Source organism: Hydrogenophaga borbori, assembly GCF_003417535.1.
In the GTDB taxonomy this organism is placed as follows: Bacteria; Pseudomonadota; Gammaproteobacteria; order Burkholderiales; family Burkholderiaceae_C; genus Hydrogenophaga; species Hydrogenophaga borbori.
On sequence record NZ_QVLS01000002.1, the window covers coordinates 401,890 to 415,411 of the forward strand.

The window sequence follows — 13,522 nt, forward strand, 5'->3', positions numbered from 1 at the left end:
CTTTCCATATTTGCCCCGCACCATGCGCCCTCAAAGAACCGCCGAACGCGGCCGCGCGTACCCGACCATGAACCCGACCCAGAAGACTTCCTCTGTCCGCCGCCACCCCTGGCGCACCGCGCTCCTGATCCTGGCCGCCCTGGCCCTGCTGGGCGGTGGCGCGGCCTGGTGGTTCAAGTGGGGGCCCGGCGCCAAGACCGAGAGCACCTACATCACCGCCACCATCCAGCGCGGCGATATCGAGGACCAGGTGGCGGCCACGGGCTCGCTGCAGCCGCGCGACTACGTGGACGTGGGCGCCCAGGTTTCGGGCCAGTTGCGCAAGCTGCACGTGGAGGTGGGCACCGAGGTGAAGGAGGGCGACCTGCTCGCCGAGATCGACGCCGAGACCTCGCAGGCGCGGGTGGACGCCAGCCGCGCGCAGCTGCGTTCGCAGCAGGCCCAGATGGCCGAACGCGAACTCGCCCTGGTGAAGGCCGAGCGCGACCTGCAGCGCCAGAAGAACCTGATGGCCGAGGAGGCCACCACCGCCGAGACCCTGCAGAACGCCGAGACGGCGGCGCGCACCGCGCGCGCGCAGATCAACTCGCTGAAGGCGCAGATGGAGCAGGTGCAGGCCAGCATGCGCGTGGAAGAGGCCAACCTCAAATACACCAAGATCTACGCGCCCATGGCGGGCACCGTGGTCAGCATCACCGCTCGCCAGGGCCAGACGCTCAACACCAACCAGCAGGCGCCCACGCTGCTGCGCATCGCCGATCTGTCGGTGATGACGGTGCAGACCCAGGTCTCGGAGGCCGACGTGAGCAAGCTGCGCCAGGACATGCCGGTGTACTTCACCACCCTGGGTGGCCAGGGGCGGCGCTGGTACGGCGAGCTCAAGAAGATCGAGCCCACGCCCACGGTGACCAACAACGTGGTGCTCTACAACGCCTTGTTCGAGGTGCCGAACAGCAACCGCAGCCTGATGACGCAGATGACCGCGCAGGTGTTCTTCGTGGTGGCGGAGGCGCGCGACGTGCTGATGGTGCCGATGTCGGCGCTGACGATCCAGCGCGGCGCGCCGGGGGGGCGCGAGCGCGGAGCCGGGGCCGGTGGGCAGGGCGGTGTCGCGCCTGGACGCCAGTCCGGCACCGCACCGGTCGCGCCGCAGGCGCCGAGCACCGAGCGCCCGCGCGTCGACCGCGAGGCCTTCGAGAAGATGACGCCCGAGGAGCGCGAGCGCCTGCGCGAGCGGCGCCGCCAGGCGCGCGAACAAGGGCAGGGCGGTGCCGGCGCGCCCGCAACCTCACCCTCAGCGACGCCCAACGCAAGTCCCCAGGCCGCGGCCGGCCCTGGCGCCGCGCCGCGCGCCACGCGTGGCCCCCGCCAGGCCAAGGTCAAGGTCCTGCTCGCGGACGGCACGGTCGAGGAGCGCGAGGTCACCATCGGCATCGGCAACCGCGTGCATGCCGAGGTGCTGTCGGGCCTGAAGGAGGGCGATCGGGTCATCGCCGGCACGCGCGAGGCCGAACCGCGCAACAGCAGCCCGCAGGGTTCGGCCCTGGGTCAGCGGGGGCCGGGCGGTCCGGGCGGCATGCCGGCAGCCGCACCGGCCGGAGCGCGCCGATGAGCCAGTCGCCCGCCGCCCCCGGCGCCACCGTGCGGCCAGCGGCCGCGCCGGCCGAAGCGGACCTGCCGCTGATCGACCTGCGCGGCATCACCAAGACCTACCGCAATGGCGAGCTCGCGGTCGAGGTGCTGCACGGCATCGACCTGCAGATCTACCCCGGTGAACTGGTGGCCATCATGGGCGCCTCGGGCTCGGGCAAGTCCACGCTCATGAACATCCTGGGCTGCCTGGACAAGCCCACCACCGGCAGCTACCGCTTCATGGGTCGCGACGTCTCCGAGCTGGAGCGCGACGAGCTGGCCGAGCTGCGCCGCGACGCCTTCGGCTTCGTGTTCCAGAGCTACAACCTCATCGCCACCGGCACCGCCGCCGACAACGTGGAGGTGCCCGCCATCTACGCCGGCGTGCCGCCGGCCGAACGCCACGCGCGCGCGGCCGAGCTGCTCGCTTCCCTCGGCCTGGGCGAGCGCTCGCACCACCGGCCCAACCAGCTCTCGGGCGGCCAGCAGCAGCGCGTGTCGATCGCGCGCGCGCTCATGAACGGCGGGCGCGTGATCCTGGCGGACGAGCCCACCGGCGCACTGGACAGCAAGAGCGGCGCCGACGTGATGGCGCTGCTCAAGGACCTGTCGGCGCAGGGCCACACGGTGATCCTCATCACCCACGCGGCCGAGGTGGCCGCGCACGCGCAGCGCGTGATCGAGATCAAGGACGGCCACGTGGTGGCCGACCCCGGCCCGCAACCGCCGCAGGGCGAGGCCGCGCAGCTGGCGCGCGGCTGGGTGCCGCGGCGCGGCCGCATCTCCCACCTGGGCGACATGGCCGAGGCCGCCAAAACAGCCCTGCGCGCGCTGCGCGCCAACGTGTTTCGCGCCATCCTCACGCTGCTGGGCATCGTCATCGGCGTGGCCTCGGTGATCGCCATGCTGGCCATCGGCGACGGCGCCAAGCAGTCCGTCATCGACCGCATCAGCGCCATGGGCTCCAACCTGCTGCTGGTGCGCCCGGGTGCGCCCAACCAGCGTGGTTTCCAGAACATCGCCACCCTGGTGCTGGCCGATGTGCAGGCCATCGACAAGGAGGTGCCCAACGTGCTGGCCGCCGTGCCCGAGCAGACCAGCAGCGTCACGCTGCGCTTCGGCGAGTCGGACTACGCCAGCAGCGTGCGCGGCACCTCGTCCAAGTTCCCGCTGGCGCGGCAGTGGAAGGTCGAGCGCGGCACCTTCTTCTCCGAAGAAGACGAACAGGAGTACGCCACCGTGGCCGTGCTGGGCAAGACCGTGGCCAAGGCCTTGTTCCCCGGCGGGCAGGAGCCGCTGGGCCAGTACATCCTGGTGAACAACCTGATCTTCCAGGTGATCGGCGTGATGAGCACGCGCGGCGCCTCGCCCAACGGCGACGACCAGGACGACATCGTCATGGTGCCGTACGCGACCAGCCAGCTGCGCCTGTCGGGCCAGCGCTTCCTGCGCAACGTCACCGTGGCGGTGGACGACGTGACCCGCATCGACGAGACGCAGTCGGCGGTGGAGTCTCTGCTGGCCGAACGCCACGGCGTGATCGACTTCCAGATCCGCAACATGGCCTCCATCATCGACACCGCCACCGAGACGCAGAACACCATGACGGTGCTGCTCGGCTCCATCGCGGCGATCTCGCTGCTGGTGGGCGGCATCGGGGTGATGAACATCATGCTGGTGAGCGTGACCGAGCGCACCCGCGAGATCGGCATCCGCATGGCCACCGGGGCGCGCACGCGCAACATCCTGCAGCAGTTCCTGATCGAGGCCCTGGTGGTCTCGGCCCTGGGCGGTGTCATCGGCGTGGTCGTCGGCCTGGGCGTGGCCGCCGTGGTGGGCGCCTCGGGCACGGCCGTGCAGTTTTCCGTCGCCCCGGTGGTGCTGGCCTTCGGCTGTGCGTTCGCCACCGGCCTCATCTTCGGCTTCCTGCCAGCGCGCAAGGCCGCGCGGCTCGACCCTGTCGTGGCCTTGGCGTCCGAATGAACCCCCCCCCCGCCGCGCCTGGAGCAGTGGAATGAACCGTGGTCTTGTCTTGAAGTTGTCCCTGCTGAGCAGTGCATTGGCCTTGCAGGCCTGCGCGATCACGCAGGACCCGGCGCGCGACCCTGTGGTGGACATGCCCGCGCGGTGGGACGCCCCGGCCGCTGCGGCCGGCTCGCCCGCGCTCACCACCGACTGGTGGCAGGGCTTCGGTTCGCCCGCGCTGGTGCAGCTGCTGGACGAAGCCCAGGCCGGCAGCGCCGACCTGCGCATCGCCGTGGAGCGCATGCGCCAGGCCGACATCGCCCTGCAGCAGGCCGGCATCTCGCGCTTGCCCTCGGTGGGCGCCAGCCTGGGCACCAACGCCGGCCGCAACGACGCGCCCGACACACCGTCCACGTCGCGCGAATCCACCAGCGCCGGCCTGGCCGTCAGCTACGAGCTGGATCTGTGGGGCCGCATCGCCGCCGGCGTGCGCGCGGGCGAGGCCTCGTTCGAGTCCAGCCAGCACGACTGGCGCGCCGTCCGCCTGGGCCTGCTCGCGGACGTGGCTGGCAATTACTTCCTCTGGCTCAGCGCCGGCGAGCGCCTGGCGATCGCGCGCCAGAACCTGGAGACCGCCGAGCGCGTGCTGCGCATCGTCGAGGCGCGTCAGCGCAACGGCGTGGCCACGGCACTGGAGGTGTCTCAGCAGCGCGCCACGGTGCTCTCGGCGCGCACCGCGCTGATCCCGCTGGAGCTGCAGCAGCGCCAGACCGCCTCGGCCCTGGCCCTGCTGCTGGGCCGCGTGCCGCAGGGCTACACGCCGGCCGGCGGCGCGTTCTCGCAGCTGCGCGTGCCCGAACTCGCCCCCGGGCTGCCCACCGCGCTGCTCACGCGGCGGCCCGACCTGGCCTCCGCCGAGTCGCAGCTGGCCGCCGCCGACGCCAACGTCGCCGCCGCGCGCGCGGCGCTGCTGCCCAGCGTATCGCTCTCGGGCTCGCTGGGCCTGGGCACCTCGGCCCTGCTGAGCCTGGCCGACCCCACGCGCAGCGTCTCGCTGGGCCTGTCGCTGGCGCAATCCATCTTCGACGGTGGCCGCCAGCGCCTGCAGGTGCGCACCACCGAGTCACAGCGCGTGGTGCTGATCGAAAACTACGGCAAGGCCATCCGCACCGCCTTGAAGGAAGTCGACGACGGCCTGGGCAATCTCTCCCGCAGCGAGCGGCAGGAATCGCTGCAGCGCGAGCTGGTGGCGCAGGCGCAGCGTTCGCTGCAACTGGCCGAACTGCGCTACCGCGAGGGCAGCGGCGACCTGCTCTCGGTGCTGGACGCGCAGCGCACGCTGTTCTCGACGCAGGACGCGCTGGCCACGCAGAAGCTCTCGCGCTTGACGGCCGCGGTGGATCTTTACAAGGCCCTGGGCGGCGACTGGGTCGAGTCCCCGCCGCTGTCTTGAGCCCACCCCCGCCCGCGCTTCGCGCGATCCCCTTCACGCGTGCGCCACCTGCGGCCTGGCCAAGCCGGCCCTTCGGTACCTCTTGGCTTTTTTTGCAAATGAGAATAGTTATAATTTGCAAACTGTGAACACCCGGTCAATCACCTCCGCACAACCCCCTTCGGCCGCCCCGGCGGCGTCCAGCCGGGCCTATTGGCTCAAGACCCTGCACCAGTGGCACTGGATCAGCTCCGCGCTGTGCCTGATCGGCATGCTGCTGTTCGCCTTCACGGGCATCACGCTCAACCACGCCGCCGATATCCCCTCGACGCCCGTGGTGCAGAACAAGGTGCTGGAGCTGCCCGAGGACCTGCGCGCCGCGCTGGCGGTGAAGGACGACGAGCCCGGCAACGCCGCGCTGCCGCCCGCCGTGCATGCCTGGCTGTCGGCGGCGCTGGACCTGAGCCTGCCCGCCAGCGAGGCCGAGTGGTCGCCCGAGGACATCTACCTCTCGCTGCCGCGACCGGGTGGCGATGCCTGGCTGCGCATCGAGCGCGAGACCGGTGGCGTGGAATACGAGCGCACCGATCGCGGCTGGATCTCTTACCTCAACGACCTGCACAAAGGCCGCCACACCGGCCTGGCCTGGAAGTGGTTCCTCGACATCTTCTCGCTGGCCTGTCTGGTGTTCGCCATCACCGGCCTGTTCATCCTCAAGTTCCACGCCGCCGCGCGGCCCACCACCTGGCCCATGGTGGGCGCGGGGCTGGTGATCCCGCTGCTGCTCGTGATCCTGTTCATCCATTGACCCTCGAAGGAGCCGTTTTCCCATGACGACCATCCGTTACGCCGCCGCGCTCACCGCGGCCGGCCTCGCCTGGCCCGCCGTGGCCGCCGACATGGCGCTCAAGGTCGAGATCCCGCGCCTGTCGGTGGCGGAGTACCACCGCCCCTACGTGGCGATCTGGATCGAGAAGCCCGACCAGTCCTTCGTGGGCAACCTCGCGGTCTGGTACGACATCAAGCTGCGCAACAACGAGGGCACCAAGTGGCTCAAGGACATGCGGGCCTGGTGGCGCAAGAGCGGGCGCGAGCTGAGCATGCCCGTGGATGGCCTGAGCGGCGCCACGCGCGCGCCCGGCGAGCACAGCCTGCAGTTCGGCGACGCCGCCCTGGGCCAGCTGGCCCCCGGGGAATACGCCGTGGTGCTGGAGGCCGCGCGCGAGGTGGGCGGCCGCGAGCTTGTGAAGGTGCCGTTCGTGTGGCCGCCCAAGGGCGCCACCACCACGCAGGCCAGCGGCCAGCACGAACTCGGCGCGATCCGCGTCACCGTCAAACCCTGAAGCCCCGAAACCGACCGGAGACCTCTCGATGAAGAACATCCCGCTTCGCGCCCACGCGCTCGTTCTGGCCGCTGCCGCCACCCTGGCCCTGCCGCTGGCCGCACACGCGCACCGCGCCTGGCTGCTGCCCTCGGGCACCGTCTACTCGGGCCAACAGCCCTGGGTGAGCGTGGACGCCGCCATCTCCAACGACATCTTCTATTACGAGCACAACGCCGCCGGCCTGGACAACTTGGTTGTCATCGGCCCCAACGGACAGCCGGTGCAGCCCGAGAACCAGGCCAAGGGCCGCTACCGCAGCATGTTCGACGTGAAGCTCGAGCAGCAGGGCACCTACCGCATCGCGCTCGTCAACGACGGCCTGATCGCCAGCTTCAAGGTCGGCGGCGAGACCAAGCGCCTGCGCGGCTCGGCCGAGTCCCTGGCCAAGGACATCCCGGCCAACGCCACCGAGTTGCGCGTGAGCCAGAACAACAGCCGCGTGGAGACCTTCGTGACGCGCGGCAAGCCCAGCACCGACGCGCTCAAGCCCACGGGCGCGGGCATCGAACTGGTGGCGGTGACGCACCCGAACGATCTGGTCGAGGGCGACACGGCCACCTTCCGTTTCCTCGACAACGGCAAGCCCGCCGCGGGCTACTCGGCCACCGTCATCCTGGACGGCCTGCGCTACCGCAGCGAGCTTGGCGAGATCCGCCTTGACACCGACCAGAACGGCGAGATCCAGGTGAAGTGGCCGGCGGCCGGCATGTACTGGGTGAACGTGGCCCCGCCGAGGGCGCCGCGCGTGGAAGGCGCGCCGCCCGCGCCGCCCAGCGGCCCCGCCGGAACCCTGGCCGAGCCGGTGCGCCGCTCCAACTACAGCCTGACGCTGGAAGTGCTGCCGAAATAGGTTCACCCCCGCCGCGTGTCGCGCGACCCCTCAAGGGCGCGGCAGCGGCCCGGCGAAGCCGGTTCCGCGCAGCCCCCGGTGGCGCGGCCTCGGCCGCGGCGGATCGTGTGATGAGTGAGATCGCCCTGTCATGACGCGCGTGCTGGTGCCCGAGCACATCGCTGGCGCCGCGCCCCTGCTGGGCGCGCGCCTGCAGCGCTTGCATGGCGAGAGCATGGGCACCACCTGGCAGGTGCTCTGGGCCGAGCGCGACGCGGCGCGCCAGGGGCCGCTGCGCGCGGCCATCGAGGCCGAGCTGGACCTGGTGGTGGAGCAGATGAGCACATGGCGGCCCACGTCCGAGCTGTCGCGGTTCAACGCCGCGCCCGCCGGCGCGCGCCAGGTCCTGTCGGAGGCCTTCGCCGAGGTGCTGGCGGCGGCGCTCTGGCTGGCCGACAGCTCCTCGGGCGCCTTCAACCCGGCCTCGGGTGCGCTGGTCAACCTCTGGGGCTTTGGTCCCGCGCCGCGCTACACCGACCCCGGCTTCGCACCGCCTTCGGCCGAAGCCGTGCGGGCCGCGATGCCCGCCACCGACTGGCGCGCGCTGCGCTTCGACGCCGCCGCGCGCGAGGCCACGCAGCCCGGTGGCCTGCGGCTCGATCTTTCGGCCATCGCCAAGGGCCACGCGGTGGACCGTGTGGCGCGGCGGCTGCGGGCGATGGGCGTCTCGCACGCACTGGTGGAGCTGGGCGGCGAGCTGCGCGGCCAGGGCCTGCGGCCCGACGGCATGCCCTGGTGGGTCGACCTGGAAACGCCGCCCGTGCGCGCCGGCCAGGTCGCGCCGCGTGCCACGCGCGTGGCGCTGCACGGCCTGTCGGTCGCCACCTCGGGCGACTACCGCCGCGCCTACCTCGTGGACGGCCAGCGCCTGCCGCACAGCATCGACCCGCGCAGCGGCCGGCCCGTGGCGCATGGCCTGGCCTCGGTGAGCGTGCTGCACGCCGACTGCCTCTGGGCCGACGCCTGGTCCACCGCGCTCACCGTGGCCGGCCGCGAGCAGGGCCTGGCCCTGGCCGAGGCCCACGGCATCGCGGCCCTGTTCCTGCAGCGCGAGGCCGACGGCCGCCTCAGCGAAACCCTCACCAGCGCGATGGCGCGTCTTGCGGGCTGAACCGCGTCCGCCGTCCGCCGCGCCCACACCACCCGATGCCCCTCCCGGAAAAGATCACCTACGCCCTGGCCGTGCTGGTCCTGTACGCCCTGATGTGCGGCGCCTTCGCCTGGCAGCACCGGCGCCGCCAGGCCGAGGCGCGGCGCCGCGTGGCCGCGCTGCTGCCCGCCACGCCCGGCATGCCCGCCTGGTGGGTGGCCTACGCCAGCCAGACCGGGCAGGCCGAGGCACTGGCCCTGCAGACCGCGCAGGCCCTGCACACCGCCGGCGTGCCGGTGCGGCTGGCGTCCTTGGACGAGCTGGGCCTGGCCGAACTGCGGCAGGCCGATCGCCTGCTGTGCGTGGCCAGCACCTATGGTGAGGGCGATCCGCCCGACAGCGCCGCCCGGTTCGCGCGCCAGGTCATGGCTTCGGCCGACGTGAGCCTGTCGCACCTGCACGTGGGCCTGCTGGCCCTGGGCGACACCGCCTACGCCCACTACTGCGGCTTCGGCCGCGCGCTCGATGCCTGGCTGCGGGCGCGCGGCGCCTTGCCGCTGTTCGAACGCATCGACGTGGACAAGGGCGATCCCGAGGCGCTGCGCCAGTGGCGCCAGCACCTGGCCCACCTGGCCGGCACCAGCGACCTGCCCGATTGGGAGGCCCCGGCGCTGCAGCCCTGGCGGCTGCGCGCGCGCCGCCACCTCAACCCGGGCAGCGCGGGCGAACCGGTGCACCACCTGGAGCTGGTGCCCAGCACTGGCGCACTGCCCGACTGGCAGGCCGGCGACCTGGCGCAGGTCGAGGTGCCCGGGGCACCGGGTGCGCCGCGCGACTATTCCATTGCCTCGGTGCCGGCCGATGGCGCGCTGCACCTGCTGGTGCGCCGTTCGCGCCGCGCCGGCGGCCAGCCGGGTGTCGCCTCGGGCTGGCTCACCGAGGGCCTGGCGCTCGATGGCACCGTGATGCTGCGCGTGCGCGCGCACGCGGGCTTTCGCATCGCTGGCAATGCCGATCGCCCGCTGATCCTGATCGGCAACGGCACCGGCCTGGCCGGCCTGCGCGGGCACCTGCGCGGGCGCCTCGCCGCCGCGGGCCGTCTGCACGGTGCCGCGAACGCGCCGCGCCCGCCCGATGTGGCGCCGATGTGGCTGCTGTTCGGCGAACGCCAGTCGGCCCACGACGCGCACCACCGCGAGGAGATCGATGCCTGGGCGCGCCAGGGCTGGCTCAGCCGCGTGGACTGGGTGTTCTCGCGCGACCAGGCACAGCGCCGCTACGTGCAGCACGCGCTGGCCGACGCGGCCGGGGCCGTGCGCGACTGGGTGGGGCAGGGCGCCGCCCTCTATGTGTGCGGCAGCCTCGACGGCATGGCAGGCGAGGTCGACCGCACGCTGCGCGGGATCCTGGGCGACCGGGCCTTGGAAGACCTGGCCGCGCAAGGCCGCTACCGGCGCGACGTGTATTGAGGCCCCCGGCCCGCGCGCTTCGCGGTCCCCGGGTAGCATCCGCCGCTTCCCTCACTCATACGGAAGGCAAGGACATGGCGGCAGTCAAGGTGGCGATGGTCACGGCGGGTGGCAGCGGCATGGGCGCGGCCGTGGCGCGGCGGCTCGCGGCCGATGGGTACGGCGTGGGCGTGCTCTCGTCCTCGGGCAAGGGCGAGGCCCTGGCCAAGGAACTGGGCGGCGTGGGCGTGACGGGCTCGAACCAGTCCACCGACGACCTCAGGCGCCTGCTGGACGCGCTGCTGGAACGCTGGGGCCGCATCGACGTGCTGGTGAACAGCGCGGGCCACGGGCCGCGCGGCCCCATCCTCGACATCAGCGACGAGGACTGGCATCGCGGCATGGACACCTACCTGATGAACGTGATCCGCCCGACGCGGCTGGTGACGCCGCACATGCAACAGCAGAAGGGCGGGGCCATCATCAACATCTCCACCGCCTGGGCCTTCGAGCCGAGCGCCATGTTCCCCACCTCGGCGGTGTTTCGCGCGGGGCTGGCGTCCTTCACCAAGGTCTTCGCCGACACCTACGCGGCGGACAAGCTGCGCATGAACAACGTGCTGCCGGGCTGGATCGACAGCCTGCCGCCCACCGAGGCGCGCCGCGAGAGCGTGCCCATGAAGCGCTACGGCACGAGCGAGGAGATCGCGGCCACCGTCGCTTTCCTTGCCTCGGACGGCGCGGGCTACATCACGGGGCAGAACCTGCGGGTGGACGGCGGGCTGACGCGTTCGGTCTGAAAAGAAAAAGGCCGCGCGGTGGCGCGGCCTTTTTCACGGCGGCAACAAGCCTTACTTGTAGCCCACCCGGTCGAGCATCTGCTGCACCTTGGTCAGGTTCTTGGCCACGGCCGCCAGCGGCACGGTCTCGAGCTTGAAGTGCTCGCCGCCCATGGCCTGCAGCGCCGGGTTGTCCAGCTTCACGCCCTTGGCGGCGGCGAACTCGTTGTTGCCGTCGGCGAAGTACTTTTGCGCCGCCGGGCTGGCCAGGTACTCCATGAAGGCGATCGCGCTGTCGCGGTTCTTGGCGTGTTTGGCCACCGCCGCGCCGGCGATGTTCACGTGCGTGCCCGTGGTGCCCTGGTTCGGGAACACCACTTTCACCTTGGCGGCCACCGCCTTGTCCTCGGGCTTGTCCGACTTCAGGATGCGGGCCATGTAGTAGCTGTTGGCGATCGCCACGCCGCACTCGCCCGAGGCCACGCCGCGGATCTGGTCCGTGTCGCCGCCCTTGGGCGCGCGCGCCTGGTTGTCCACCAGGCCCTTGAGCCAGGCCTCGCCCTTCTGGTCGCCCAGCCGCTCCACCACCGTGGCGAACAGCGACATGTTGTACGGGTGCGAGCCCGAGCGCGTGCACAGCAGGCCCTTGAGCTTGGGGTCGGCGAGCTGCTCGTAGGTGGCCACGTCCTCGGCTTTCACGCGCGCCGGGTCGTAGATGACGATGCGCGCGCGGGTGGAGAAGCCGGTCCAGGTCACGCCATCGGCGGTGGGCGCGGCGCGCAGCGTGGCGGGGATGGTGTCGTCCAGCTTCTTCGACTTGATCGGCTGGAACAGGCCCTGCGCGTCGGCGGCGGCCATGCGGGCGGCGTCCACCATGAGCACGATGTCCGCCGGCGAAGCCGCGCCCTCGGCGCGCAGGCGCGAGACGATGCCCGCGTCGTCGGCTTCCACCCGGTTGATCTTGATGCCCGTGGCCTGGGTGAAGCCGCTGTACAGCGCCTCGTCCGTTTGGTAATGGCGGGCAGAGTAGATATTGAGCACCTTCTCCTGCGCCTGGGCGGCACCGAGGCTCAGCGTGGCGGCGGCCGCCAGGGCCGAGACGATGGTACGGGTGGTTTTCATGGTGGTCTCTTGGTTGCGAAAGAGGGTGCCGCCCGGCGCTTTGGGACAATCCCGCACCCGCCGGACAGCGGTGATAGATGCTAGCAGAGACGAGAATGATTCTTAAGCGCTTTCAATGGTTCCCCGGTGGCCGCGCGTGGGCGTGCGCGCTGGCCTTGCTGATCACGGGCTGTGCCCTCGTGCCCCCGCAGGCGCCCGACAGGCCGGTGCCCCCGGTGGTGGTCGAGCCCGTGGTGCCGCCCGTGACGCCACCCGTGACGCTCACGCGCCCGCCGCGCCTGGGCCTCGCGCTGGGCGGCGGCGCGGCGCGCGGCTTCGCGCACATCGGCGTCATCCAGGAGCTGGAGCGCGTGGGCATCCGGCCCGACCTGCTCGCCGGCACCTCGGCCGGCAGCCTGGTCGCCACCTTCTACGCCAGCGGCATGCCCGGCAAGGAACTGGAGCGCCTGGCGCTGCGCATGCAGGAGGCCGAGATCGCCGACTGGTCGCTGCCCATCCTGGGCCGGGGGCTGCTGCGCGGCGAGGCGCTCGCGCGTTACGTGCGCCGCACCATCGACGGCAAGCTGCTGGAGGACATGGCCTTGCCCGTGGGCGTGCTCGCCACCGACCTGCACACCGGCCGTGGCGTGCTGTTTCGCCGCGGCGACGCGGCGCTCGCGGTGCGGGCCTCCAGCGCCGTGCCGGGCGTGTTCGCGCCGGTGAAGATCGGCGGCACCGAGTACGTGGACGGCGGCCTCACCGCGCCGGTGCCGGTGCGCCAGGCGCGCGAGATGGGCGCCGAGATCGTGCTCGCGGTGGACATCTCCGCCACGCCCGAGACCAACGCCGCCACCGGCAACCTGGACGTGCTGCTGCAGACCTTCGCCATCATGGGGCAGAGCATCAACCGCCACGAACTCGCCACGGCCGACCTGGTGGTGCGTCCGGTGCTCAACGGCATGGGGGGCGCGGATTTTTCCTCGCGCGAGCGCGCCATCGAGGCCGGGCGCGAGGCCATGCGCGCGGCCTTGCCTCGGCTCAACGCGCTGCTGGCGCAGCGGCGGCCGCTGTAGCGGGGGGCCTGGCCTGGGCCGCGCGTTCCGAGCGGATCGACAGCCAGGCGAACAGCAGGCCCACGGCCGCGCCGGCCAGCACGTCGATGAACACATGCTGGCGGATCGCCATGGTGGACCACACGATGGCCACGCACTGCAAGGCGCTGACCCAGCGCGTCCAGGCCGGCGCGCCCAGCTCGCGCAGGTGCCAATGCAGCCAGCAGGCCGCGTGCAGCGCCGCTGCCACGTGCAGCGACGGGCAGGCGTTGCTGGACGCGTCGATGCCCTTGAGGAAGGCCAGGCGCGGGTAGGCCGACCAGTCGACGTCGAACACCGGTGTGCGCGTGGGCCAGAGCCAGAAGATCGCCAGGCACAGCGCGCACATGAGCGCCACCCAGGCGCCATAGCGCACCAGCGGACGCCAGCGGTCCAGCAGGCCCGGTGCCACCGACACGTAGACCCAGAGCCAACCGTAGGCATAGATGGCCCAGGGTTCGAACGTCACCCAGCGGTCCGGCGCCAGCAGGGGCAGCTCCAGCGATTCGCCTGAGGGGTTTTTCAGTACCCAGAAGTAGGCGTGGAAGAACAGCACCATGAAGGCGGTGGTGCCCACGGCCTTGAGCGGCCACAGGGCGAAGAAGCGGCGCGCGAGGGCGCGGGTCCAGGCCGGTGCGGGGGTGGCGGTCAAGGCGGCGGGCGCGGGTGCTGTGGTGGGGTAGAGCGGGGGCCACTGTACCCGAGGCGTG

Annotated in this window: 12 protein-coding genes; 10 read left to right on the forward strand and 2 right to left on the reverse strand. The window is 71.9% G+C overall.

All coding sequences use genetic code 11. The features are described 5' to 3' along the window. Positions 1-67: 67 nt before the first annotated feature. The 9 genes from DY262_RS04850 to DY262_RS04890 all read left to right on the forward strand — a co-directional run bounded on the left by DY262_RS04850 (position 68) and on the right by DY262_RS04890 (position 10,641). The gene (locus DY262_RS04850) at positions 68-1,612 is read left to right on the forward strand and encodes an efflux RND transporter periplasmic adaptor subunit (RefSeq protein ID WP_116957835.1); all 1,545 of its coding nucleotides are present in this window, start codon (positions 68-70) and stop codon (positions 1,610-1,612) included. After that, positions 1,609-3,615 (forward strand): MacB family efflux pump subunit, encoded by a 2,007-nt coding sequence (locus DY262_RS04855; protein ID WP_116957836.1) that lies wholly within the window; start codon positions 1,609-1,611, stop codon positions 3,613-3,615. Before DY262_RS04850 ends, DY262_RS04855 begins: the two co-directional genes overlap by 4 nt. A 31-nt stretch (positions 3,616-3,646) precedes the next feature. Next, the gene (locus DY262_RS04860; protein WP_116957837.1) at positions 3,647-5,050 is read left to right on the forward strand and encodes an efflux transporter outer membrane subunit; all 1,404 of its coding nucleotides are present in this window, start codon (positions 3,647-3,649) and stop codon (positions 5,048-5,050) included. A 124-nt stretch (positions 5,051-5,174) separates the two neighbouring features. After that, the gene (locus DY262_RS04865; protein ID WP_116957838.1) at positions 5,175-5,837 is read left to right on the forward strand and encodes a PepSY-associated TM helix domain-containing protein; all 663 of its coding nucleotides are present in this window, start codon (positions 5,175-5,177) and stop codon (positions 5,835-5,837) included. Positions 5,838-5,859: 22 nt separating this feature from the next. Beyond that, positions 5,860-6,372, forward strand: a complete 513-nt coding sequence (locus DY262_RS04870; protein WP_116957839.1) for a DUF2271 domain-containing protein — start codon at positions 5,860-5,862, stop codon at positions 6,370-6,372. Between the two features lie 28 nt (positions 6,373-6,400). Further along, complete coding sequence (locus DY262_RS04875) at positions 6,401-7,264, forward strand: DUF4198 domain-containing protein (RefSeq protein ID WP_116957840.1); 864 nt, start codon at positions 6,401-6,403, stop codon at positions 7,262-7,264. A 130-nt stretch (positions 7,265-7,394) separates the two neighbouring features. Beyond that, entirely contained in the window at positions 7,395-8,414 is a 1,020-nt protein-coding gene (locus tag DY262_RS04880) for an FAD:protein FMN transferase (RefSeq protein WP_116957841.1), read from the forward strand. Between the two features lie 35 nt (positions 8,415-8,449). Further along, complete coding sequence (locus tag DY262_RS04885) at positions 8,450-9,862, forward strand: sulfite reductase subunit alpha (RefSeq protein ID WP_116957842.1); 1,413 nt, start codon at positions 8,450-8,452, stop codon at positions 9,860-9,862. A 74-nt stretch (positions 9,863-9,936) separates the two neighbouring features. After that, positions 9,937-10,641, forward strand: a complete 705-nt coding sequence (locus tag DY262_RS04890) for an SDR family oxidoreductase (protein WP_116957843.1) — start codon at positions 9,937-9,939, stop codon at positions 10,639-10,641. Between the two features lie 51 nt (positions 10,642-10,692). Here the strand turns inward: DY262_RS04890 and DY262_RS04895 are convergent, their stop codons facing one another. Continuing rightward, positions 10,693-11,742, reverse strand: a complete 1,050-nt coding sequence (locus DY262_RS04895; protein ID WP_116957844.1) for an extracellular solute-binding protein — start codon at positions 11,740-11,742, stop codon at positions 10,693-10,695. A gap of 95 nt (positions 11,743-11,837) precedes the next feature. Between DY262_RS04895 and DY262_RS04900 the strand changes: the two genes are divergently transcribed. Further along, positions 11,838-12,794, forward strand: a complete 957-nt coding sequence (locus DY262_RS04900; protein ID WP_116957845.1) for a patatin-like phospholipase family protein — start codon at positions 11,838-11,840, stop codon at positions 12,792-12,794. Here DY262_RS04900 and DY262_RS04905 read toward each other — a convergent pair. Beyond that, positions 12,760-13,464 (reverse strand): phosphatase PAP2 family protein, encoded by a 705-nt coding sequence (locus DY262_RS04905; protein ID WP_245980820.1) that lies wholly within the window; start codon positions 13,462-13,464, stop codon positions 12,760-12,762. The genes DY262_RS04900 and DY262_RS04905 overlap by 35 nt on opposite strands. Positions 13,465-13,522 lie beyond the last annotated feature (58 nt).